The organism is Intestinimonas timonensis (assembly GCF_900626145.1).
Classification (GTDB): Bacteria; Bacillota; Clostridia; order Oscillospirales; family Oscillospiraceae; genus Intestinimonas; species Intestinimonas aquisgranensis.
On sequence record NZ_LR130816.1, the window covers coordinates 698,578 to 722,404 of the forward strand.

Sequence of the window (23,827 nt, forward strand, 5' to 3'; positions counted from 1 at the left end):
GGCTCATTCTGCCCGTTTGTACTTCTTCTTTCCTTACCGTCTGGTCATTTTTCCTGTTATTTCTAGTTTAAGTCATTCTTTTCCGCTTTTCAGCACCGCTTGTGGGCTGCCCGAAACCAGGCTTGTCTCCAAAAGTGGTCACATCAAAATATACGGCCGCTATACCGGCCCGTGACCCGGCTTTTCCCCCGTTTTTGCGGTGTCCACGGTACAATTCACACTTTGTTTACGGAAGTGCAGAAAAAACCCCCTATCCGCTGTGGCGCAGCGGATAGGGGATCGTTTAAGTCCTGATTGTGCAACAGGTGTGCAACAAGCGGGTCGGGATACTGCCTGTCACAGCACCATTGTGAGACCCGGGAGGGCGGCCTCCACCTTCTCGGCGGTGCTCTGCTGGCGGCTCTTTCGGTCGTAATGGGTGTAGATCCGGAGTGTCATCGCCGGGGTGGAGTGCCCCAGGAGATACTGCACCTCTTTGATGTCCAGGCCGCCCTCGAACAGCCGGGTAGCGTAGGTATGCCGCAGCAGATGGGGATTGCAGTGGAAATCCAGGGGCGCGCTTTCCGAGGTAGGCTTCCCACCGGCGGTAAATTTGCAGAGATGATCCAGATTGTGCCAGATGCGCTCCACGGAGTTTCGGTCTTTGATCTGAAACACGCTCACACCGTCGGTACGGTCTTTCCGGAGCCTGAGATACTCTCCCAGAACGAACGGCATCGGCAGCACACGATAGGAGCCCTTGGTCTTGAGGGTCTCCGTGAGCTCCACTCCCTTTTTGGCACGCAGAGCGAGTTGACGCCGGACCTGGATCTTGTGCGCGTCGAAATCCACACAGTCCCAGCACAGGCCCAGGATCTCCCCCCGCCGCATCCCGGTATACAGCCCCAGGAGCACGAAGGCATACAGGTCGTCCGAGTGGTTCTTCGCCGCGTGCAGCAGTTCCGCGCACTGCTCGGGCGTGAGGGGTTCACGCTCCTTGACGCCGCGTCCGCCCGCTTTGATGGTGCTCACCGCAGGGGAGCGCATGATGACGTGGTTCTCCTCCGCGCTGCGGAAAATGGCGCGCATGATGTTCAGTACAGACATCTGGACACCGTGGGACCGGTCTTTGACGGCGGCCATCACTGCCGCAACGTGGACCGGTTTTATATCGCGCATCCGCATTGCCCCCAGGTGAGGGATGATATGCGTGTTGAGCGCGATGAGCAGGGTTTCGAGGCTCTGGGAGTTCAACTTCGGGCGCTTATATACATCCACCCAGGTCTGCGCGTACTCCACAAAGGTCGTGTTGTCATTGATGTTCACGCCCATGCCCAGCTGCATCCGGGCGGCCTGGACCTTTGCCTCCAACTCCTCCTTGGTTTTTCCACGGATGTACTTTCGGCTTCCGTCGGGGCAGCGGAGGGCCTTCGTCAGATATTTTGTTTTTCGGGTTGCCATAGTGACCTCCTTGTCAGAGGGCACCATCCATGCTAAAATGTAGGTGCCCGGTTGTCGGTTTGTCGGTTTGTCATTCATCACGACTGTATTTGAATCGCAGCTTTGGGCATCCGCCGGTCCCTGTTGCCGCAGGGGCCGGTTTTTTTTATGCCTTGGGCGCGTCGCAGGCGGGGCAGAACCGCCCGCAGGACCCGCAGAGGTTCGCCGGGTAGCTGCCTACCTTGTCCCGGCGCTGCATACTGCAATAGGTGCAATGCTGCTCACCGGCGCGCGCCTTTTGCAGCTCCTGGAAAAGGTCGTTGATCTTGCAGTGCCAGGGGTCCTGACCGCACATCCGGTCCGGGCCGCCGAAGGGGCAGCCGTTGATGCAGAATTTACGCTCACTCATGGGTCATCTCTCCTCTCTCAGTGGCCAGGCGGAGCTCTTGCAGAAGGACGATGGCGGGCACCCGGTCGAGCATGGCCTGTTCCGTCTGCCACTCCTCCCGGATATGCTGTTCCTCCGCCTTCCGGGCCTCTTCCTGCCGGGCCATTTTCTCCGCCAGGGCCTTCCGGTGTGCCTTCCGCCGGACCGGGCCCACAGCAGGCCCCTCCTCCTTGTATCCGCCGAACCGGAACTTCACCACATCGTCGTACAGGACGTGGAAGGCATGGGCGTACAGGTTTCGGAAGGTGCGGATGATCCGGAGCTCGTTGGCGTCCATGTCCCGGCGGAGGAAGGCTTTCACATAGTCCTTGATCTCCTTGGGGATACCGTAGTACGCCTCCGCGATGCCGCCGGTGATGGCCGCCAGGGTGTCGCTGTCCCCGCCCAGGGAGATGGCGTTCCGGATGGCGTCCTCAAAGCTGGAGGATTCCAGGAATGCCTCGATGGCCTCCGGGACCGTACCCTGGCAGGTTTCGTCAAACCGGTAGACGGGGCGGATCTCGGAGAGCTTCTTCTCCAGAGGATAGTAGTGCAGGCGGATGTAGTCCCGGATCTCAGACCGGGTTTTTCCCGTCCGGGCCAGGTAGATGGCCGCCGCTGTGGCCTGCGCGCCTTTGACCCCTTCCGGGTGGTCGTGGGTCACCTCTGCGGAGAAACGGGCCATAAGCTCCGCCTCCCACAGGCTGTCCGCAGCGAAGGCGCAGGGGGAGACCCGCATGGCCGAGCCATTTCCGCAGCTGTGGTAGGGCTGACGGCTCCGGCGTAGCAGCCATTTATGGAACCTGCCGCCGTACCCCTTATCCGGGTAACGGTTCCCGATCCGGTGCATCTCGCTGATGAGCGCGTCCTTGAAATCCTGCGCGTCCCGCTCCAGAGTCTCCATGCGGTGGTGGTCCTTCCAGTAGATGCAGGCGGATGCCACGGCCACGGTCATAAAACTGTCATCCGTGGGGAAGCAGCTCTTTTTGAACAGGGGAAACTGCTTGGTCTTGATGTTGTTCCACTCGTAGATGGAGCCCACAATGTCTCCGGCAATCGCTCCGTACATATCTGATCCTCCCTGTCGATGTCTGATTCCGGCGCTTGGCCTACTTCTATTATACGGAAAATCCCGGTTTGCCCACGTCAAGGTGGAGACTCTATATACAGAGTATATAGAGTTCTACCTTGACGTGGGTGCGCGCGTACACGTGCGTAAAAGGTTCAAGCCCCCGGGCGGCATATCGGACAAGGTTCTAAACCCAAACTATATGCATCTAAAATATCATAAATATAATAATAATCACCAGCTTCCTCAAGTTCAGGGCAACCGTAGGAGTGATATACACCCGTAGGGCCCGCAGAAATTACAGCAGAATTTGCCCAGAATTGGCTCTCAGCTTCGAGTTCTTGAACTTTATTTTCAAGAAAACTGACCCTGCCGCTCAAATAAGTCTCTTGGCGGGATTTCTCCGTAAGCTCCTCTTCCAGCCGCTCTGTGGTTCCGGCCTGGTGGACGCAGCAGAGCAGGAGCACGACACATGCGCAGGCGAGCCCACCACACAATAATTTTAGACCAGTAGGGGAACGGCTGGATGACTTGGAGTCCAGGATCTCCGGTTGCTGCTGGGCGGTCTGCTCCGCTTCACATTCATTACGCAGCTGCGCAAGGAGATCAACGCTGCTGGTCTCTAACGCCATACCCGGCTGCCCGATGGCAGCCGGTGCGTTGACACGAGAGGGAAACGGAGAGAAAAGTAGACGCCGCTTCTTATAATAAATTCTGTTCGGGAAGAAGTGTATAATACCCCATAAAATAGATAAAAGGTTGTCCATTAAAAACTTGCCAACAATGCTGTTCGAGGACAAACTACCCCCGGCCAGCGTAGCCAACAACTGATCGTAATGACCTACTAGAGCAAGCCCAGCGGCACCGAGGACCACCTGGAGTACGTTCCACAGCAGCAATATAATCACGCCGAACCATTTCCGTTTCAGCAAACCGACAAAAAAGATAGTCGGGATCAATACGTTGACCGCGCAAGCGATGATATCCCACAGGTAGGTCCAACCTCCTCCGGCGGCTTGTATGGCGGCATTGATATCGGCGGAAGTAGTGGCAAACGTATACACTGTGGAAGTCAGCGCGAGTAATATCCGAATTGGGGTAATAACAAGCAAAAATTTGTGCCACTTTAAGGGAGTTTCTTCCCAGCGGGTATAAAGGCTGTGCTCTCTTTTCATATTCCTCGCCTCTTCTAGTTCTTCATACACAAGAGTTTGACAGTCCAACAAAAGGACCTTTTCCGAAAAATTTATCCATTGACATTATCGAACATATGTTCTATTATGCAACCAAGGAATTTCGCCCCATGCGGGGAAAGGATTGCGTATGGTCGAGTGTATTGTGAAGCTGCTGAGTAGGTTGAATGAGCGCGAACTGAGGATTGTATATCGCTTCATACTGGGACTCCTCAAATGAGGATGAAGAGGACTGAGTCGGGAAGGCTCAGTCCTCTTTTTTATCCCCTCGCTCCTCCAGAAGCAGTTCCGCAAAGTGCTCCATGGCGGACCAGTCATCGTCATTCATGCGGGAGAGTACAGAGATCATACGCCGTTTGATGCCGTCTGACTTACCGTTCAGCGCCTCGCCGACGAACTCTGCAATTCGCTCATCGCGCGTTACCTCATTAAACATCTGACCCTCACCTGTACGAAGCCAGGTCTCATTCACATTAAATGTGCGGGAGATAAGAGTGATAACCGAATCCAGTGGAACTCGCGCCCCGGTCTCGTAGGAAGCGATGCTGTTCCGGCTCGCCCCAATTCTGGCCGCAAACTCTTGCTGCGTCATACTTAGGGATTTCCGCAAGTCACGAATTCTATCTCTCACTATGTGCCACCTCCTTCTTAATCAACGTCATTATATCCTACCTAGCGGCACTCGTCAAGAGAAAAATGTCTCGAAGAATCAAAAAACGCTTTACAATAGTCTCGAAGAGCCATATAATTGACTCGAAGAAACCGGCCAGCGATTCTACGAGGAGGTGACACACATGTACGCCGCCAACACCGATACGCGAGAGCAGGACCTGGAAAAGGCAAAACTCCTGATCCAGCAACTCTCTGAGCCAGAGCTCACCAGGCTGATGGACTTCCTGGAAGGACTTGTATTCCGGGCTTCCGCGAAAACCACCTGACGCATTATTGACAGATGACAGGCGGACGGAAAGGAGGCGGTGCCCTTGGACTGAGCTGCACTGAGCCGTGATGAGTGACAAACCGACAAACCGACAAGGAGGTGGCAATCGTGTCCCGCTATTACACCCCGCGCACCCTCTCGCAAACCTGGGATTGTAGCCCAGACGTGGTGTATGACCTGCTCCGCACCGGAAAGCTGAAGGGCTTCCGAGTTGGACGCCACTGGCGCGTCAGCGACGAGGCCAGGCTGGAATACGAACAGAGGAAGTCTGATACACGACCACGACCAAGCAAAACGCCGACCTGGTGCAGGCGTTGGCCGTCACATCGGGCCTGAGCGCCACCTTGGTCGAGAAGCCCCGGGATAACGAACGCTGGAGTACGGCGTACGCCGTCAACATTTGGCTCAATCCGGGGAGGGTTTCCCGAATCACGGGACGGCAGACCGAAACCACCGGGTTTTCCGGGGTTGTGTACTGCGCCGAGACCCCCACCGGGTACTTCATGGTCCGACGCGGGGGCAAGGTGTGGATCACGGGCAATTCCGGTAGGCGCGTTCAATTGCAAAACCTGGCCAAGAACAAAATGCCGGACCTGACCGCCTGCCGGGCGCTGGTACGCTCCGGGGACCTGGAGGGAGTGAAGCTCCTCTATGGGGACGTGGCCTCCACGCTGTCGGAGCTGGTCCGCACCGCCCTCATCCCAGAGCCAGGGCACACCTTCATCGTCTGCGACTACTCCGCCATCGAGGCCCGGGTACTGGCCTGGATCGCCGGGGAGGAGTGGGCTCTGGAGGAGTTCCGGGGGAAGGGCCAGATCTACGAGGCCACCGGGGCCATGATGTTCCACGTCCCCAAGGAGACCATCGCCAAGGGCGGGTGCAACCACCACCGGCGGCAGGCGGCCAAGACCGCCGTGCTGGCCTGCGTCGCGGAAGGGCAGCTCGTTCTGACAGACCGGGGGCCAGTCCCCATCGAGCGGGTGACCACAAACGACATGGTGTGGGACGGCGATTCCTGGGTCCGGCATGAGGGCCTCATCAGGAGAGGCCGGAAACAGGTCATCCGCGTAAACGGCGTGGAGATCACCACGGATCACAAAATACTTACCGAGAAAGGAATGGTCGCCTGTGGCAAGGCTGGTGGACTTAACTGGGCGCACATTCGGTTAAGGGCTTTGAGACGCTCCTGCACGAGTGGCGCGCAAAGATCGACTCTGGTGTGCGGCTGGACAAGACCGACATCGTCATGGCGGAAAAGCTGTACGTGGAGGCGGCCAACAACAAGGATACCGCCACGGCCATGCAGCTCCTCTCCGAGATCGCCATGGCGGGTACCCAATCCGGCCAGATCGTGCAGGCCATGACCATGCTCAAGAACATGACACCGTCCGGGCAGCTCTACTACCTGCAAAAAACGGTGGATCGTTTCAACACGGAGCACAAAGACCTGCGCCTTCTGGGGAAGGAAATCACCATTGACCCCGCACTGGCGAGAAAGCTGCTGGAGGCCAAGACCCAGGAGGAGATCGACGCGGCGATGGGTGAGCTCATCCAGAACATCGCAGACCAGCTCCCCGTGACGCTGCTCGACCGCTGGAACGCCTGGCGGTACCTGTCCATGCTGGGCAACCCCAGAACGCACGTCCGAAATTTCATGGGAAACGCTGTCTTTGTTCCCGTCCGGCTGGCCAAGGACGTGCTGGCGACCATAACGGAGAGCCAGCTCCAGCGCGCCGGTATCATCTCCCAGGAGGAGCGGACCAAGGCGTTCAGCACGAAGGAGACCCGGGACTTCGCCAAGGCGGATGCAGTCGAAATGGAACGAATCCTGCGTGGCGGCGGAAAGCAGAACATCGCCGACCAGATCCGGGACGCACGGAAGATCTTCGGCGACACACCCATCGAGTGGCTGAGCCGGAAAAACTCTGAGCTGCTGGAGCGGGAGGACTGGTTCTTCCTGCGCGGTGCCTACGAGCACGCGCTGGCCGGATTCCTGGCCGCGCGGAAGGCGGACGTCAGTACCCTCAGCGGCGCTGACGCCACCCGAGAGGGCCGGGCCCTCCTGAACGAGGCTCGGGCCTACGCTGTGCGCGAGGCGCAGAAGGCCACCTACCGCGACGCCAGCAAATTGGCTTCCAACCTGAACCACCTCAAGCGGACGGGCGGCCCTGCCGCGCAAATCTTCCTGGACGGCATGGTCCCCTTCACCAAGACCCCCATCAACATCATCAAGCGCGGCGTTGAGTACAGCCCCGTGGGCCTGATCGTGAATATTATCCGGGACCTGAAGCGGGTCCGAAAGGGTGAGATCACTGCCACGGAAGCTGTGGACAACATCTGTGCGGGCCTTACCGGGACCGGTGTTTCCGCTATGGGGTGGTTCCTGGCCAGCAGTGGGTGGCTGGTCGGCGGCCTCGGAGATGAACCCGAAGACGAGTTCCAGGAGCTCCAGGGGGAACAGTCGTACTCCCTGCGGATCGGAGACGTGAGCTACACCATTGACTGGACCGCCCCCGTCGCGCTGCCCCTATTCGTGGGCGTGGAGGCATATCGGGCCAGGGCCAGTGAGTTCAGCGCCGGTGACCTGCCGGACGCCATCGCCACACTACTGGAGCCGGTTCTGTCCCTCTCCATGCTGGACGGCCTTAATAAGACTCTGGCATCGGTCCGCTACGACAGTGCGGACCAGGCTCTCGCGAACATCCTTAAAACGGTGGGCGGCAGCTACCTGACGCAGGGCGTTCCCACGCTCTTCGGGCAGGTCGCGCGCACCATGGACGACAGCCGCCGGACCAGCTTCACCCCCACAGGGATGGGCAGCCTGCAAAGCTGGGCATCCCGGACCTACCAGACCTCTGTTCTCGGTAAGATCCCGGTTGCCTCTGAGCAGCGTATGCTCTACATCGACGCATGGGGGCGGAGCGACACGGAGCCCAACATCGCGTTGCGGGCGCTGGAGAACTTCCTGTCCCCCGGGTACGCGAACACGATCCAGACCACCAGCGTGGATCGTGAGCTCATCCGGCTGGCAGAGGAAACGAAGGACACCGGTGTGTTCCCGAAGCGGGCCGCGAAATACTTCACGGTTGGCGGAGAGCAATACGCTATGACGCAGGATGAGTACGAGGACCACCTCATCGAGCGCGGGCAAATGTCCTACCAGCTGGTGTCCGACCTTACGAGCACCCCGGACTACGCCAGGCTGCCGGATACTGCAAAGGTGCAGGCCGTGCAGGCGGCGTACACCTACGCATCTGAGCTGGCCAAGTACCACACCAATTCCGGTTACGACGCCGACTCCCGGGTGCTTCGGCTGAGAGCCGCTGAGGATGAGCTGAACCTCGACCCCAGCGACTACTTTATCGCCAAGGCGCTCTCCAAGCAGAGCGGGGGGTCGCTCCGGGAAGCTGCCCTGGGCGCTGGCTTCGACCCGGCCACGACCGCATCCGTCATCGCCGCAGACTTTAGCGCGCAGGGTTCCTTCACAGACCCGTACACGCCGGGATATGAGTATGTCCTGAGCAGCGCGCAGAAGGAGCGGTATGAGTCCATGTTCCGTGAGAAGTTTGTTACCGCCTACACCGACTACGGGCTGGAGGGACTGACTGGAACGGAACTTTCCGACGAGGTATCCGATCTGGTGTCGGAGGTTAACGCCGAGGTAAAGCGCGAGATGTCTGACTGGCTCTACGGGCAGGGCATCAGCCCGACCCAGAAGAAATGAGAATGGCCGCTGCGGATAAACACCGCAGCGGCCTTTTTTATTGCCTGAAAAGTGTGCAACAGGTTGCAACAGCACAGGGCATAAGCCCTCTTTTATGGCCACTTTTCAGCCCTAATAGGCCGAAAAGCACACCGGGTCAAAAATCCTCCTATCCGCCGTGCCGCAGTCGATTGCGGCGTTTTTTATCCTACTGCCTCCCAACTATTCACACTTTGTTTACGTTTGCTTTCTTGACGAGTACACATCCTACGGCTATGATAAATACATGAAAATCAAGGCGTATCAGCACCTGAACGGAAGGAGGCAACGGCCATGAACTTCATACAACGGCTCCTTTATGGCCGGTATGGCTGGGATCAGCTCAACTTCTGCCTCACCGGAGTTGCACTGGTCCTCTATCTTTTGGACCTGTTCCTGGACGCTTCCCCCCTCTATTTCCTCTATCTCCTGTGCATCCTAGTGGTGCTCTTCCGGGTCCTCTCCCGGAACTACGCCCGGCGCCGGGCAGAGAACGCCAAGTTTCTCACCGTGGCGGGACCGGTCATCCGCTGGTTCAAACTCCAGCGCACCATCCACCGGGATAAGGAGCACCGCTATTTCAAGTGTCCCAACTGCGGTCAGCAGCTCCGGGTCCCCCGGGGTAAAGGCAAGATCTCCATTACCTGCCGCAACTGCGGCGTATCCTTTGACGAAAAGACATAAAAAAGGCCTGCACCTTTCGGTGCAGGCCTTTTTATGCTTTTTAGTAGCAGGCGATGTTGCTGTCGGTACGGGACTCGGTGCCGCCCACCAGCACGCCGTTGTCCAGCCGGACGATCATCTGGCCCCGGCCGAAGCTGGGGGTGGACAGGTCGGCCCGGATGTCATGGCCCAGGCGCTGGAGCTTGCGGGCCATCTCCATGCAGAACCGGGTCTCCACGGTGACGGTATTGTCCCGCATCCACTGCCAGCGGGGAGCGTCCAGGGCCTGCTGGGGGTCCAGATGGAAGTCCACGTAGTTCATGACCACCTGGACATGGCCCTGGGGCTGCATGTAGCCGCCCATGACGCCGAAAGGACCCACGGCCTTGCCGTCCTTCATCAGGAAGCCGGGGATGATGGTGTGGTAGCTGCGCTTGCCGGGCTTGAGGGCGTTGGCGTCCTTCTCATCCAGGGAGAAGTCGTGGCCACGGTTCTGGAGGGAGACACCGGTGCCGGTGACCACCACGCCGGAGCCGAAGCCCATATAGTTGGACTGGATGAAGGAGACCATGTTGCCCTCCCCGTCGGCGCAGCAGAGGTAGACGGTGCCGCTCTTGGGGGGGATGGAGTGGGTATAGACCTGAGCGGTCTCCCCGATCTCGGCAGCGCGCTGGGCGCCGTAGGCGGGGTCTAAGAGCCGGTGGTAGTCCAGCTCCATGTGGTCGGGGTCGGTGACATAGTGGAAGGCGTCGGCAAAGGCCATCTTCATGGCCTCCAGCTGGCGGTGGTAGGTGAGGGCGCTCTCCTTCTCGGGGAAGTCGAACTCCTTGAGGATGTTGAGGGCCATGAGGGCCACGATGCCCTGGCCGTTGGGGGGGATCTCACAGACCTGGTAGCCGTGGTAGTCCACTTTGATGGGCTCCACCCACTTGGCCTGGTAGGCGGCCAGGTCCTCATACCGCAGGTAGCCGCCGAACTTCTTGCTGTCGGCGTCGATTTTTTTGGCGATCTCCCCGGTGTAGAAGGCGGCAGCATCGGTCTCACCGATGGCCTCCAGGGTGTCGGCGTGGTTGGGCAGGCGGATCAGATCGCCCGCCTCGTAGGGCTTGCCCTCGGGGGTGAAGGTCTTGTACCACTCGTCAAAGACGGGGCCGGTGCAGGTTTTTTGGAACTTGTCAAAGGCCCGCTTCCACATGACGGCCAGGTTGGGGGAGCAGGGGTAGCCCTCCCGGGCGTAGCGGACGGCGGGGGCCACGTTCTGGGCCAGGGTCCGCCGGCCGAAACGGCGTGTCAGCTCGGCCCAGGCCATGGGGGCGCCGGGCACCGTCACCGGAGTCCAGCCGTAGGTGGGCATCTTGCCGTTTTCATCGCTGCCGTCGGCCAGCAGCTTCTCGATGGAAGCAGCCATAGGGGCGGGGCCGCTGGAGTTGAGGCCGTAGAGCTTCTGGTCCTTGGCCGACCAAACCAGGGCGAAGGCGTCGGAGCCGATGCCGTTGGCGGAGGGCTCCACCACGGTGAGGGCGGCGGCGGCGGCCACGGCGGCATCCATGGCGTTGCCCCCGTTTTGGAGGGCCTCCAGACCGGCGGCGGCGGCCTGAGGACTGGAGCAGTTCACCATACCACCCCGGGCATAAATGGGGTAGCGCTGAGAGGAATAGGGCTGGTAGACGGGGTCGAAGGGCGTATACATAGGTCGGCCTCCTTATTTTTTCTGAATAACGTGCCATTTCCTGGGGCGCAAAGCGCCCCAGGAAATGAAATGTATCAAAGAACAATCAGCGTTGTTTTTTATAGAAAAGCCTCGCAGAGTTCCGTCGTCCGCAGACGACGGAAGGAAGTGCAGTCTGTTTTTCCCGGCGACATGTGCGTCGGGAAAAACACTGCTCAGGCCGCAAACGTGCGAGCGCAGCGAGTGCGATGCAGCGGCCTGCATCCCCTTCGAGCACGTGCTTGCACGTGCGAGAGAGTCTGTCGACTTTGTCGACAGACTCAATTTCCTGGGGCGCAAAGCGCCCCAGGAAATGAAAAAGGTCCTTATTTGTTGTCGTAGAGGTGGCAGGCCACAAAATGGCCGGGCTCCTTCTCCACGATAGGGGGCTTCTCTTTGGTGCAGATGTCCATGCACTTGGAGCAGCGGGTGTGGAAGGGGCAGCCCTTGGGGGGATTCATGGCGCTGGGCACGTCGCCCTCCAGCACCGACTCGGTGGAGTGCTCCTGGCCGATCTTCAGCCGGGGCACAGCGGCCAGCAGGGAGTCGGTATAGGGGTGGAGGGGGTTGTGGAAGAGCTCCTTGCTCTCGGCCAGCTCGCAGACGTTGCCCAGGTACATGACCACGATGCGGTCGCAGAAGTGCTTGACCACGCCCAGGTCATGGGTGATGAAGAAGTAGGTGAGGTGCTTTTCCACACTGAGCTCGTTGAGCAGCTGGAGGATCTGGGCCTGGACGGACACGTCCAGAGCGGAGACAGACTCGTCCAGCACTACGAACTTGGTGTCCAGGGCGATGGCGCGGGCGATGCCCACACGCTGCTTCTGACCGCCGGAGAGGGCGTGGGGGTAGGAGTAGTAGTGCTCCCGCTTGAGGCCCACCTTTTCCAGCAGCTCCATTACCTTTTCCTTCCGCACATCGGCGGGGTAGTCGGTATTGATGACGTAGACCTCTTCGATGGACTTGCCGATGGACTGCCGGGGGTCCAGACTGGCGGCGGGGTCCTGGAAGATCATCTGCATCTCCCGGCGCATGTCCCGCATCTCTTCCTTGGTGAGCTTGCCCAGGTTGATGCCGGTCTCATAGTTGCCGTCCAGCTTGGCCTGGTAGGCGGGGTCCAGGGTGCGCTCGGTGATGGGGAGGACGTCCTTGCCTTGGTAGTCCTGCCACGCCTTGACCCGGAAGCCCTTTGCGGCCTCCACATGGCTCTGGGCCTCCTTGCGGGCGGCCTCCATCTTCTCCTTGAGGGCGGCGTCGGCCTTGCCGGCCACTCTGCCCTCCTCGTACTGCTTCTCCAGGTCCCGGAACTTCCGGATGGACTCGGCGGCCTGTGCAGTCTCCTTCTGGGCCTTGTCGTAGAGGGCCTGGATGGCGGGCAGATCCTTGCAGAGGATGAGGGAGCCCACGGTCCGGGAGCCCTCACGCAGCTGCCGGGAGGCGTCCTTCTTCAGCTCCTTGGACTTGAACTCCAGGGCGCTGAGCTTCTTCTGAAGGGCGGCCTCCTTCTTTACCTCCTTGTTGGAGCCCAAGGCGGAGAGGGCGTCGATCTCCTTCTTCAGGACCTCCGCCTTCTTGTCCACCTCCAGGGACTTCTGATAAAACTCCCCAGCCTTCTTCTGGTACTCGGGCAGCTTGGCCACCTCTTTGGCCAGATATTTGGGGCACATCTCGTCCCGGGTGCGGCCGTGGTAGATACACGCACCGCTGGTCTGGGGGTAGAGCTGGAGGATGACGCGGCCCAGGGTGGACTTGCCGCAGCCGGACTCGCCCACCACGCCGAACTTCTCCCCCTCGTAAATGGAGAAGGACACGTCCTCCAGGGCCTTGATGCTCACGCCCCGGCGGACGGGGAAGTATTTTTTCAGCTTCTTGAGCTCAAGAAGCACCTTTCTCTCGTCACTCATTTCCCGCGCTCCTCCTCCACTTTATGGCAGCAAACCGTATGGCCGGGCTCGATCTCCAGCTCGGCAGGGACCTCCGTCCGGCACCGCTCGGTGGCGTAGGGGCAGCGGGGGTGGAACCGGCAGCCGCCGATGTCCTCGGTGATGTTGGGGAAGGTGCCGGGGATGGGCTGGATGTCGAAGTCGTCCTCGTCCACGTTGGGCACCGCCTTCATCAGGCCCACGGTGTAGGGGTGGAGGGGCTTGGCGAAGATGGTCTCAATGCTGCCCTCCTCCACCTTCCGGCCGGAGTACAGGATGATGACCCGGTCGGCGATCTCGGCCACCACGCCCAGGTCGTGGGTGATGAAGAGGACGCCGGTGCTCACGTCCTTCTTGAGCTTGTTAAGGAGCACCAGCACCTGCTTCTGGATGGTCACGTCCAGGGCGGTGGTGGGCTCGTCGGCGATGAGCAGGCTGGGCTCCACCGCCATGACCATGGCGATCATGATGCGCTGGCGCAGGCCGCCGGAGAGCTGGAAGGGGTACTGCTTCATCCGGTCCTCCGGGTTGGCGATGCCCACCTTCTCCAGGTAGGTGACGGCCACCTTCCAGGCCTCCTCCTTGCTGAGGCCCTTGTGGAGCCGCAGGCCCTCGGTGAGCTGACGGCCGATGGTCAGCAGGGGGTTGAGGGCGGTCATGGGCTCCTGGAAGATCATGCCCATCCGCTTGCCCCGGAGCGCGTTGCGCTCCTTGGGGGACATGGTGGTGAGCTCCTGGCCGTTCAATTTGATGCTGCCTGAGACCACCCGGCCGTTGTTGGGCAGCAGGTCCATGATGGACAGGGTGGTGACGCTCTTGCCGCAGCCCGACTCACCCACCATGCACACGGTCTCGTTCTCGTTGATGTCGAAGGAGATACCCCGCAGCACCTCGTATTCCTTTTTACCGATCCGGAAGGTGGTGACCAGATCCTTCACCTCAAGCACTTTTCCCATAGGAAGATCTGCCTCCTTGCTGTGTCCTAAGGTCCGGTCTCCGCCCGGAGGCGGGGAACAGACCTTAAGACACATGTCCATGTGTCTTAAGTCCGGTGGACCCGGCGGGCAGCCGCCCGCCGGGGACCGGAAATGTACCAATCAATTACGCGGCGTACTGGAAGTCGCAGATGTAGAAGGTGCCGCCGGCGTCCAGGGTGACGTTGGTGTACTCATTGCTGTAGCAGAAGAGGTTGGTGGAGTTGTAGATGGGCTGGATGTAGGCCTCATCCATCAGCACCGCGTTGCAGTTGAGGAGGTTCTCGGTACGCACGGCGGTGTCGGAGGTGGTCTTACTGGCGTCGATGTAGCCGTCCACCAGGGCCCAGTCCTCGGCGCTCAGGCGCACGCGGCGCTGGCCGTTCACGGAGTGGAAGTTGGGCTCCATGAGCTCGGTGCCGTCACGGGTCACGTTGGACCAGGCGGCCAGGGTGATGTCGAAGCGGCCGTCCACCTTGCTCTCGGTGAGCCAGGCGGACCAGTCCATGGTCTCGATGTTCACGTTGTTGAAGCCGGCGTTGGTCAGGCTGGACTGGAAGTACTCGCCCATCTTGGAGTAGACGGGAGTGGAGGGCACCAGGAAGGTGATCTCCTCGTCGGCCCAGCCGGGATGCTCGTCCAGGATGGCCTTGGCACCCTCGGGATCGTAGGCGATGTTGTGCTCCTCAGCGGAGGGATCATAGCCGAAGATCTTGGGACCAATGACGGAGTTGGCCACCTCGGCGTAACCCTGCATCATGTACTCCACATAGCCTTCCTTGTCGATGCCCTTGGCCAGAGCGATACGGAAGTCCTTCTCGGCCATGATGGGGTTGACGGAGGAGTCACCGCGCAGGGCCATGTAGTAGATCTGGGCGGCCTCAGAGGTGGTGACGGTGAGAGCGGAGTTGTTCTCCACGCGGGAGAGCTGCTCCACGCTGATCTTGGGCATGAAGTCGGCCTCGCCGGTCTCCATCCGGGACACGGCGGTGGACTCATCGGTGATGATGGTCATGGTCACGTCCTTGATGGCGGGCTTTTCACCCCAGTAGTCCTCATTCCGGGTCAGCACCACGTTGGAGCCGGACACGGAGGAGACGAACTTGTAGGGACCGGTGCCGCAGGGCTGAGTCATCAGGTCCTGGTTCTGCTGGGCAGTGGGGGAGACGATGGCGGAGTTGGTGTGGGCCAGCTTGGCGGTGAACACACCGTCCTCATAGAGGAGATGGAACACGATGGTGTAGTCGTCGGGGCACTCCATGGTGTCGATAGAACCGGCGATGGAGGCGCGGGCGGAGCCGAAGTCGGGGTCCTTGATGAGGTCAAAGGTGTACTTCACGGCTTCGGAGTTGAAGGGGGTGCCGTCGTGGAAGGTGACGCCCTCACGCAGCTTCACGGTGACGGTGAGGCCGTCCTCGGAGTACTCAGGCATCTCGGCAGCCAGCAGAGGCATGTACTCATCGGTCTCAGGATCGATGCGGTACAGCGTCTCATAGATCTGGGCGTTGACATAGGTGGAGGCGGAATCGTTGGTCCGCAGAGGATCAAAGCCGGTAAAGGCGGCAGTCAGGGCCACGTTGAACATCTTGCCGTCGGTGGCGGCGGCATCGCCGCTGCCGGAGGCGGCAGGCTCGGTGGCGGGGGTGGTGGTGCCGCTGCAGCCAGCCAGCAAAGAGACAGACAGGGCGCAGGCTGCGGTCAGGCTGAGCAGCTTTTTCCAGGATCTCATTTCTACTTTTCTCTCCTTTTGATTTTGTTATATGTCACCGCAGTGGGTGTGCATATCAAACGCAAGAGCGGGGAGACGGGGCTGCCGGAACGGCACCGGTCTTCTCCCCCATGTCAGGCGCCGCCTTTTTAAGGGGTGTCTTAGGCTGCAGAGCGGTCCCCGGCGGGCGGAGCGGCCCGCCGGGACCTACACGCGCCGGAGCGGCACTCAGCTGGCGTACTCAAAGTCCATGACATAAAACGCGCCGCCGGGGTCACGGGTGATGTTGGTGTACTTGTTGTTGTAGCAGAAGATGTTCACGGAGTTATAGACAGGCTGGACATAGCCCTCCTCCATGAGCATGTTGTTGCAGGCCTGCAGGTTCTCGGTGCGGACGGCAGTGTCGGAGGTGGTCTTGCTGGCATCGATATAGGCGTCCAGCTTGGCGGCATCCTCCTCGGTGGCCCGCATGCGCTTCTGACCGTTGACGGAGTGGAAGTTGGGCTCCATGAGCTCGGAGCCGTCACGGGTCACATTGGACCAGCCGTACACGGTGATGTCAAAGCGGTTGTCCACCTGACTCTCGGTGAGCCAGGCTGTCCAGTCCAGGGTCTCGATCTGCACGTTGTTGAAGCCGGCGTCCTTCAGGCTGGCCTGGAAGTATTCGCCCATCTTGGCGTAACCGGGGGTGGAGGGCACCAGGAAGACGAGCTTCTCATCGGCCCAGCCGGGATGGGCGTCCAGGATGGCCTTGGCACCCTCGGGATCATAGGCGATGTTGGCCTCCTCAGCCTCGGGGGTATAGCCGAAGATCTTGGGACCCAGGACAGAGTAGGCGGTCTCCGCGTAGCCCTGCATCATGTACTCCACATAGCCCTCCTTGTCAATGCCCTTGGCAATGGCGATGCGGAAGTCCTCTTCGGCCATGATGGGATTGGCAGAGGAGGAGGCGCGCATGCCCACATAATAGAGGGCGGCAGCCTCAGAGGTAGCGGCGGTGAGGGAAGCGTTGCTCTCTACGCGGGAGAGCTGCTCCACACTGATGTTGGGCATGAAGTCGGCCTCTCCGGTCTCCATCCGGGACACGGCGGTGGACTCATCGGCGATGTAGGTCATGGTCACGTCCTTGATGGCAGGGGCCTCACCCCAGTACTCGTCGTTCCGGGTGAGAACCACGTTGGAGCCGGAGACGCTGCTCACGAACTTATAGGGGCCGGTGCCGCAGGGGTCCACCATCAAATCCTGGTTCTGCTGGGCGGTGGGGGAGACGATGGCGGAGTTGGTGTGGGCCAGCTTGGCGGTGAACACGCCGTCCTCATAGAGGAGGTGGAACACAATGGTATAGTCATCGGGGCACTCCATGGTGTCAATGGAGCTGGCAATGGAGGCACGGGCGGAACCGAAGTCGGGGTCCTTGATGAGGTCGAAGGTGTACTTCACGGCCTCGGAGTTAAAGGGAGTGCCGTCGTGGAAGGTAACGCCCTCACGCAGCTTCACGGTAACGGTGAGGCCATCCTCGGAGTACTCGGGCAGTTCGGTGGCCAGCAGAGGGTCATACTCGCCGGTCTCAGGATTGATACGATAGAGGGTCTCGTAGATCTGGGCATTGACATAGGTAGAGGCAGAGTCGTTGGTCCGCAGGGGATCGAAACCTGTGAAAGCGGCGGTGAGAGCGATGTTGAACATCTCTCCCCCAGCGGTCTCATTGCCGCTTTCGGTACCGGCGGGCGCAGTTGTACTGGAAGTCGTCGTACCACTACAGCCGGCCAGCAGAGAGACAGACAGAACGCAGGTCACGCTGAGGGTAAGCAGCTTTTCCCATAACTTCATTTTTCTTCTCTCCTTTTGTTGGTTTTATATGACGCTGCCTTTGGCTGACATATCGGTTGGCAATCAGTCCTTCAGACTGGGGTCCAGAATGTCGCGCAGCTTGTCGCCCAGGATGTTGAAGCAGATCACGGTGATCATCACGGCGATGCCGGGGATGAAGATCAGGCTGGGGGCATCCCACAGGTACTGCTTGCCGGTGGCGATCATGCCGCCCCACTCAGGCTGGGGCGGGACCACGCCCATGCCCAGGTAGCTCAGAGTAGAGATGGAGATGATGGAGGTGGCCATACGCATGGTGGCGATGACGATGATGACGGGCAGGCAGTTCTTGAGGATGTGGATGAAGATGATGCGGGAGTCCTTGGCGCCCAGGCTGCGGGTGGCCATGATGTAGTCCTCCTCTTTGACCTGGAGGACCTTGCCGCGGACCATCCGGGCGAAGGAGGGGATGGACCAGATGCTGATGGCCAGCATGGCGTTGAAGGTATTGACACCCAGCATGGCGATGATGAGCATGGCCAGCAAGATGCCGGGGAATGTAAACAGCAGGTCCATGATGCGCATGATGGGGTTGTCCAGCCGCTTATAGTAGCCGGCCAACAGACCGCAGATGACGCCGGCCACCAGGCCCATGGCGGTGGAGACAAAGCCCACCATCAGGGAGACCCGGCCGCCATAGAGGAGACGGGACAGCACATCGCGGCCATACTCATCGGTGCCCAGGATGTGGCCGGGGACATACTGCTTGTTGGGATTATAGTCGGGGTCGTTGGGGTCTGTGACCACCGTCCACTGGGCCCAGAAACCGGGCCGCAGGCGGATGGAGGGGTCCTGCTCGTCATAGCCGTAAGGGGCAATGACGGGGGCCAGAGCCACCAGGATGATCTCCAGGATCAGGATGATAAAGCAAAGTGTGGCCAGCTTGTTCTGGAAGAGCTTCCGGAAGGCCACGCGGATGGGGTTCCCGTGCTTGTTGTCCATCGTGTGAGTCCCTCCTTATTCGTAGCTGATCCGCGGGTCGATGACGCAGTAGAGGATGTCCACGATCAGGTTGATGATGATGAAGATCGTGGCGATGACCAGCACCGTGCTCTGGACCACGGGGTAGTTGCGGTTGTTGATGGCGGTGATGAGGTAGGTACCCACACCGTTGATGACGAAGACCTGCTCGGTGATGATGGCGCCGCCCAGCAGGCCGCCGAAGCTGGTGCCGAACTGGGTCACCAGAGGGATGAGGGCGTTGCGCAGGGCGTGGCCGAAGATGATGGTGTTCCGCTTCAGGCCCTTGCTCTTGGCGGTGCGGATGTAATCGGACTGGAGCACATCCAGCATGGCAGAGCGGCCGATGCGGGTGAAGCTGGCCACGGTGGCGGTGCTCAGTGCGATGGCGGGCAGAATGGCCTGCTTAAAGCCGGTGGGTGTCCAGAAGAAGTGGGTCATACCGCCGGTGGGCAGCCACTCCAGCTTCACAGCAAAGACGTACATCAGCAGGGTGCCCAGCAGGAAGTTTGGGATGGAGATGCCCACCAGAGAGCCGGTGGTCAGGATGTTGTCGGCCAGTTTGTCCTTCTTCAGGGCGGTGATGATGCCGCAGGGAATGCCCACCAGCACCGCGATGATGATACTGGCGGTGGCCAGGTTCAGGGTGTTGGGCAGACGAACCAGGATCTCATCCAGAATGGGCTGCCGGGTGGTGTACGAGGTGCCCAGGTTCAGCGTGAGCAGGTTCCTTAAATAAATGAAATACTGCACAAAAAACGGCTTGTCCAGTCCCAGGCTGGCCCGTACCACTTCAATGTCGGCTTCCGTAGCACTGGGACCGGCCACCATGGCCGCCGGATCGCCCGGAGCAATGTAAAGACTGGCGAATACGATAAAGCTCATGCCCAGCAGCAGCAGGAACATCAGCAGGATCCGCTTGATGATGTATCTTCGCATGACGACGCCTCCCGAGAGATGAGCACCCACGGTCCGTCCCTGGCGGTCAACCGTGCGGCAATAATTGCTTATTATGATAAATCGCGCAACGAAATTTTGCAACACTTTACAGTGGCATATTGTTAAAGTTTCTATTTTCTACAATTTGAGACTGTATAAAATAAATATTTTTAGCAGATTAGCTCATAATTTGGAATTTAATTTCATCCGTTTTTTCTCTTTCCTGTCCGCCGTTTAGGACTTTTAAACAAATTAGTCCTTCCATACAAGGCCGAAATCGTTTATAATACTACCAACGAAGGAAAGAGCAGGCCGCATTTCCCGCGGCCGAGAGGAGGTTCCCATGGAGGCACTTCGGCGTGAGGCGTTGGGTTTTATGCGGACATTCCAGCGTATGTATCTGGAACAGCGGGACATCCAGGGTTTGTTGTCCATTATGGACCCGGAGGTGACCTGGATGGGCAGCGGCGGCATGCTGCCCCGTCATGGCTTGGCGGAGACCGGCGCCGATCTGGAGGCGGAACTGCGTGAATATCCAAGTCCTTTCCTGATCACAGAGTCCAAAATGGACGCCATCCCTCTCTCATCAGACGCCTGCATCGTCACGGGCAGGCTGTGCGCCCGGCCGGTGGAGGGAGCCGCCGTGGCCGGCCTGCGCTGCCGCATCACCCTGGTATGCGCCCGGGGCGAGGGCGGCATGCGCCTGATGCATCTGCACATATCGGCTCCCGACCGGGACCAGGTTTGGGGCGAGCACTATGTCCGGGAGCGCACCCTGCGGGAGCAGGAGGCCATCCGCCGTCAGATCGACCACGTCCGCACACGGCTGGAGGAGCGCAGCGCGGAATTGGAGGATCTGATGGAACACATCTCCGGCGGTATGCATCAGTGCAGCATCGATGGAGGCCTCACCCTTCTCAGCGTCAGCCCCAGTTTTTTGAATCTGTGCGGTTACAGCCGTGAGGAGCTGCGCACCCGTTTTCAGGACCGGCTCATAGATCTGATCTGCCCCCAGGACCGGCCTCAGGTCCTCCAACAGCTCCACGGCGCCCTGGCGGCCGGCGAGAGCGTGGAGCTGGAATACCGCATCCAGCGGGGGGACGGCCAGACGGCATGGCTGCTGTCCCGCGGTACGATACATACCGGCGCCGACGGCCAGGAGAGCATTTACAGCGTCGTGCTGGACGTCACCCGCCGCAAGCATATGGAGGAAGACCTCCGTCTCTCCCTGGAGCGCCACCGCATCATTATGGACCAGTCCACCGATGTGATCTTTGAGTGGGACCTGGCGGCAGACAAGCTCTTTTTCTCCTCCAACTGGAAGAAAAAGTTCGGCTACACACCGGCTTCCGACCACCTTTCCCAGCGTCTCGGTACCTCCGTCCATATCCACCCCGACGACAGAGACGGTTTCATGGCTGCCGTGGGCGCCCTGACCACCGGCACCCCCTACGTCGAGCTGGAGCTGCGGCTGCAGGGCCGGGGTGACCGGTATTTCTGGTGCCGCATCCGGGCCACGGTACAAAATGACACATCCGGCACCCCCATCAAGGTGGTGGGCATCATTGCCGACATCGACGCCGACAAGCGCCATCAGCAGCAGCTCATGGACCAGGCCTCCAAGGACGCCCTCACCGGACTCCTGAACCGCTCCACCCTCCAGGCCCGGGTCGAGGCCCACCTGATGGAGAGCCTCGGCCCCCACGCCCTCATGATTATGGACCTGGACGGCTTCAAGTCCATCAACGACTGCTTTGGCCACATGTGCGGCGACGCCGTCCTCTCCGACACCGCCGCAGCCCTGCGGCGGGTCTTCCGCCGGGGGGATATCCTGGGGCGTATCGGCGGCGATGAGTTCCTGATCTTCCTCCCCGACGTGGGCAGCCGGGAGACCGCCGCCCGAAAAGCCCAGGAACTGTTGGCCGCCATCTCGGGCATCCTGGTCAACGACACCGCCCGGCTCTCCTGCAGCTTGGGCGTGGCCATGTCCCCCGCCGACGGCACTGACTATGAGCAGCTCTTCCAGCTAGCCGACCAGGCCCTCTATCAGGTGAAGAAGGCGGGGAAGGGGAGCTTTGCCTTCTCCCAGAGCGACGGTCACACGCCTGCCCCCCAGACCCCCGCCGCCTCCGCCGTCAACCGCACCATCGACTCCGAAGTGGGCGCGCTGGACCAGCTCCTCTCCCAGTATGCCATGCGCATGCTCTACACCTCCTCCGACATCCACACCTCCATCCGAAAGATGTTGGAGATCGCCGGCCGGGCCTGCGACGTCAGCCGGGCCTACATCTTTGAAAATGCCCCCGACGGCCAATCCTGCCGCAACACCTTCGAGTGGTGCGCCGAGGGGGTGGAGCCCCAGATCCACAACCTCCAGAACTGTGTTTACGCGGACATGGTGGACTATCCCCAGAACTTTGATGAAAACGGCATCTTCTGCTGCCGGGACATCCGTGAGCTGCCCCAGCAGAATTACAACGACCTGGCCCCTCAGGGCATCGTGTCCATGCTCCAGTGCGCCATCCGGGACGAGGGCAGGATGATCGGCTTTGTGGGCTTCGACGAGTGCCGGGTCAGCCGGATGTGGACCGATGGGCAGGCCCGCGCCCTCTCACTGGTGGCCAACCTGCTGGGCAACCAGCTGGTCAAGGAGCGGCTCAAGGAGCGCCTTGCCCTGCTGGAGCGGGAGCTGGCCCAGTGTCAGAGCGCCGCTTCCTCTCAGGAGTGACCATTTATCTGCCTTTTTGGACCGTCTGTCCCATTTTCATGGACAGGCGGTCCTCTTTTTCGTATACTGAGGGCGAAAGGAGGGAGCTTCCATGGACGTAAAGGTACGCATTGACCCCGCCGCTCCAGGTCTCTCGGTGACCATCACCACCCCCGCCATGACCGACGAGGTCCGGGCTCTGGCCGCCCGGCTCTCCAATCGGGACGCCCTCCTCATGGCCTGGGACGGGGAGACCGCCGTCCCCCTCCGGGCGGAGGACATCCTCCGGTGCTACGGGGAGGACAAGGGGGTGAAGGTCCAGACCATTGGGGGTATCTATGACCTGCGGGAGCGGCTCTATGAGCTGGAGGGCAGGCTGGACCGGCACGTCTTCGTCCGCATCTCCCACTCGGAGATCGTCAACCTCAAAAAGGTCACCGCCCTGGACCTCTCCCTCACCGGCACCATCCGCATGACTCTGTCCGGGGACACGGTGTGCTATGTCTCCCGGCGGTATGTCAAGAAGATCAAAGAGGCCATCGGTCTCTGAAGGGAGGAACAACCATGCTGTTCGACAACAGACCACAGGCCCTGCGCCGTGCCCTCGCGGGAGGGCTGGTGGGCGTGGCCGCCCATCTGCTGCTGGGCTATCTGCTGGGCTCCATCCCCCTGTTCGGGCCCGCCCATTTTACCGGCTTTGTATTCCCGAACTGTAATTTCCACTTTCAACCGGAGTGGTTGGGGGTGCTTGTGTCCTTCGCGCTCTTTGCCCTGTTCGGGGCAGAGCTTGGGATCGCCACCCTGCCCTTTGCCGGAACCGGACAGGCGCTGGTGAAGCGCACTCTGGCCCACTTCCTGACCATGGCGGCTACCGTGGCCCTCTGGGTAGGTCTCAACGCCGGTGCGGAGCGGGTGCTGTTGCCCCTGGTCCTGCTGGCGGTGTTCTACGCCCTGATCTGGCTGGGGCGCTGGGTGGGCTGGTACGCCGAGGTGGCCGCTATCCGGGAAAAGCTGGGTCTCTCCCCGGGCCCCTCCCCCCTGAAATGGAAAGAGACCCTGCCCTATGCGCCCTTCGCCCTCCTCCTCTGCCTTCTGCTCCCCGCCGGCCTCTCTTTCTTCGACGCCCCAGACGTACCGGTGCTCACCGGCCTCATCTACCTCTACCTGCTCCTCCCCGTGGGCAGCTTTTGCTCCGGCCTCTCCCTGGCCCGGCGTCAGGGCTTCTGCCCCCTCTACCCCCTCCTGTGTGCCCTCTGCTTCCTGGCCGCCGTCCCCTTGGTCTACAACGCCAGCGCCCTCCCCTTCTGCGCCGTGACCCTCTGTGCCGCCGGGCTAGGGGAGCTGACCGGCTGGCTGCTGGGCCAGGGACGGCGCAATCCGGCCCCGTGACGTTCCCTTTATCCCATACCTTCGTTTACTCAAGCTGAAAAAACAGCGGGCGCTGCCGATGGCAGCACCCGCTGTTTCGTTTCTCTATCCTATTCTTACCGTCACCGGGCGCAGACGATGCCGCCTCTACCCAGTCACAGAGCGGTACCAAAGTTCTTCTTGGTTCTTTTTCTTACAAGAAAAAGAACCAAGAAAAAG

18 protein-coding genes and 1 pseudogene are annotated in these 23,827 nt (G+C 60.4%); 6 read left to right on the top strand and 13 right to left on the bottom strand.

The genetic code is table 11. The features are described 5' to 3' along the window. Positions 1 to 336: 336 nt before the first annotated feature. From E0E29_RS03575 to E0E29_RS18970, 6 genes and pseudogenes are all read right to left on the bottom strand, one after another. Positions 337 to 1,440, bottom strand: a complete 1,104-nt coding sequence (locus E0E29_RS03575) for a tyrosine-type recombinase/integrase (protein WP_165449777.1) — start codon at positions 1,438 to 1,440, stop codon at positions 337 to 339. A gap of 145 nt (positions 1,441 to 1,585) precedes the next feature. Then, entirely contained in the window at positions 1,586 to 1,828 is a 243-nt protein-coding gene (locus E0E29_RS03580) for a hypothetical protein (RefSeq protein WP_130848667.1), read from the bottom strand. Next, positions 1,821 to 2,915 (bottom strand): ADP-ribosylglycohydrolase family protein, encoded by a 1,095-nt coding sequence (locus tag E0E29_RS03585; protein WP_242622358.1) that lies wholly within the window; start codon positions 2,913 to 2,915, stop codon positions 1,821 to 1,823. The genes E0E29_RS03580 and E0E29_RS03585 overlap by 8 nt, the downstream gene beginning before the upstream one ends. Before the next feature lie 155 nt (positions 2,916 to 3,070). Further along, entirely contained in the window at positions 3,071 to 4,090 is a 1,020-nt protein-coding gene (locus E0E29_RS03590; RefSeq protein ID WP_130848668.1) for a hypothetical protein, read from the bottom strand. Between the two features lie 265 nt (positions 4,091 to 4,355). Further along, positions 4,356 to 4,544 carry a hypothetical protein gene (locus E0E29_RS18595; protein ID WP_242622404.1) on the bottom strand — a complete coding sequence of 63 codons (189 nt, stop codon included), beginning with the start codon at positions 4,542 to 4,544 and terminating at the stop codon, positions 4,356 to 4,358. Between the two features lie 15 nt (positions 4,545 to 4,559). Continuing rightward, positions 4,560 to 4,739, bottom strand: a pseudogene (locus E0E29_RS18970) (helix-turn-helix transcriptional regulator); the annotation flags it as partial. Positions 4,740 to 4,902: 163 nt separating this feature from the next. On the opposite strand from E0E29_RS18970, the gene E0E29_RS17985 reads away from it, so the two are divergent. From E0E29_RS17985 to E0E29_RS03610, 3 genes are all read left to right on the top strand, one after another. Then, on the top strand, positions 4,903 to 5,046 hold the full coding sequence (locus tag E0E29_RS17985; RefSeq protein WP_165449778.1) for a hypothetical protein: 144 nt from the start codon (positions 4,903 to 4,905) through the stop codon (positions 5,044 to 5,046). A gap of 346 nt (positions 5,047 to 5,392) precedes the next feature. After that, positions 5,393 to 6,412: a DNA polymerase gene (locus tag E0E29_RS03600; RefSeq protein ID WP_130848670.1), complete on the top strand. Its 1,020-nt coding sequence runs from the start codon at positions 5,393 to 5,395 to the stop codon at positions 6,410 to 6,412. A 2,672-nt stretch (positions 6,413 to 9,084) separates the two neighbouring features. After that, positions 9,085 to 9,474, top strand: a complete 390-nt coding sequence (locus E0E29_RS03610; RefSeq protein WP_130848671.1) for a hypothetical protein — start codon at positions 9,085 to 9,087, stop codon at positions 9,472 to 9,474. A 40-nt stretch (positions 9,475 to 9,514) separates the two neighbouring features. Here the strand turns inward: E0E29_RS03610 and ggt are convergent, their stop codons facing one another. The 7 genes from ggt to E0E29_RS03645 form a co-directional block, all read right to left on the bottom strand. After that, entirely contained in the window at positions 9,515 to 11,143 is a 1,629-nt protein-coding gene (gene ggt, locus E0E29_RS03615; protein WP_130848672.1) for a gamma-glutamyltransferase, read from the bottom strand. 344 nt (positions 11,144 to 11,487) lie between these two features. Next, the gene (locus E0E29_RS03620; RefSeq protein ID WP_130848673.1) at positions 11,488 to 13,065 is read right to left on the bottom strand and encodes an oligopeptide/dipeptide ABC transporter ATP-binding protein; all 1,578 of its coding nucleotides are present in this window, start codon (positions 13,063 to 13,065) and stop codon (positions 11,488 to 11,490) included. Further along, the gene (locus E0E29_RS03625; RefSeq protein WP_130848674.1) at positions 13,062 to 14,039 is read right to left on the bottom strand and encodes an ABC transporter ATP-binding protein; all 978 of its coding nucleotides are present in this window, start codon (positions 14,037 to 14,039) and stop codon (positions 13,062 to 13,064) included. Before E0E29_RS03625 ends, E0E29_RS03620 begins: the two co-directional genes overlap by 4 nt. Before the next feature lie 145 nt (positions 14,040 to 14,184). Beyond that, positions 14,185 to 15,786 carry an ABC transporter substrate-binding protein gene (locus tag E0E29_RS03630; RefSeq protein ID WP_130848675.1) on the bottom strand — a complete coding sequence of 534 codons (1,602 nt, stop codon included), beginning with the start codon at positions 15,784 to 15,786 and terminating at the stop codon, positions 14,185 to 14,187. A gap of 207 nt (positions 15,787 to 15,993) precedes the next feature. Next, positions 15,994 to 17,595 (bottom strand): ABC transporter substrate-binding protein, encoded by a 1,602-nt coding sequence (locus E0E29_RS03635; protein ID WP_130848676.1) that lies wholly within the window; start codon positions 17,593 to 17,595, stop codon positions 15,994 to 15,996. A gap of 63 nt (positions 17,596 to 17,658) precedes the next feature. Continuing rightward, on the bottom strand, positions 17,659 to 18,576 hold the full coding sequence (locus E0E29_RS03640) for an ABC transporter permease (RefSeq protein ID WP_130848677.1): 918 nt from the start codon (positions 18,574 to 18,576) through the stop codon (positions 17,659 to 17,661). A gap of 15 nt (positions 18,577 to 18,591) precedes the next feature. After that, positions 18,592 to 19,533, bottom strand: a complete 942-nt coding sequence (locus E0E29_RS03645) for an ABC transporter permease (protein WP_130848678.1) — start codon at positions 19,531 to 19,533, stop codon at positions 18,592 to 18,594. A gap of 343 nt (positions 19,534 to 19,876) precedes the next feature. On the opposite strand from E0E29_RS03645, the gene E0E29_RS03650 reads away from it, so the two are divergent. From E0E29_RS03650 to E0E29_RS03660, 3 genes are all read left to right on the top strand, one after another. Next, positions 19,877 to 22,261 carry a diguanylate cyclase domain-containing protein gene (locus E0E29_RS03650; RefSeq protein WP_130848679.1) on the top strand — a complete coding sequence of 795 codons (2,385 nt, stop codon included), beginning with the start codon at positions 19,877 to 19,879 and terminating at the stop codon, positions 22,259 to 22,261. Between the two features lie 91 nt (positions 22,262 to 22,352). Then, entirely contained in the window at positions 22,353 to 22,790 is a 438-nt protein-coding gene (locus E0E29_RS03655; RefSeq protein WP_130848680.1) for a LytTR family DNA-binding domain-containing protein, read from the top strand. A 14-nt stretch (positions 22,791 to 22,804) separates the two neighbouring features. Further along, positions 22,805 to 23,629: a DUF3021 family protein gene (locus tag E0E29_RS03660; RefSeq protein ID WP_130848681.1), complete on the top strand. Its 825-nt coding sequence runs from the start codon at positions 22,805 to 22,807 to the stop codon at positions 23,627 to 23,629. Positions 23,630 to 23,827: the final 198 nt, after the last annotated feature.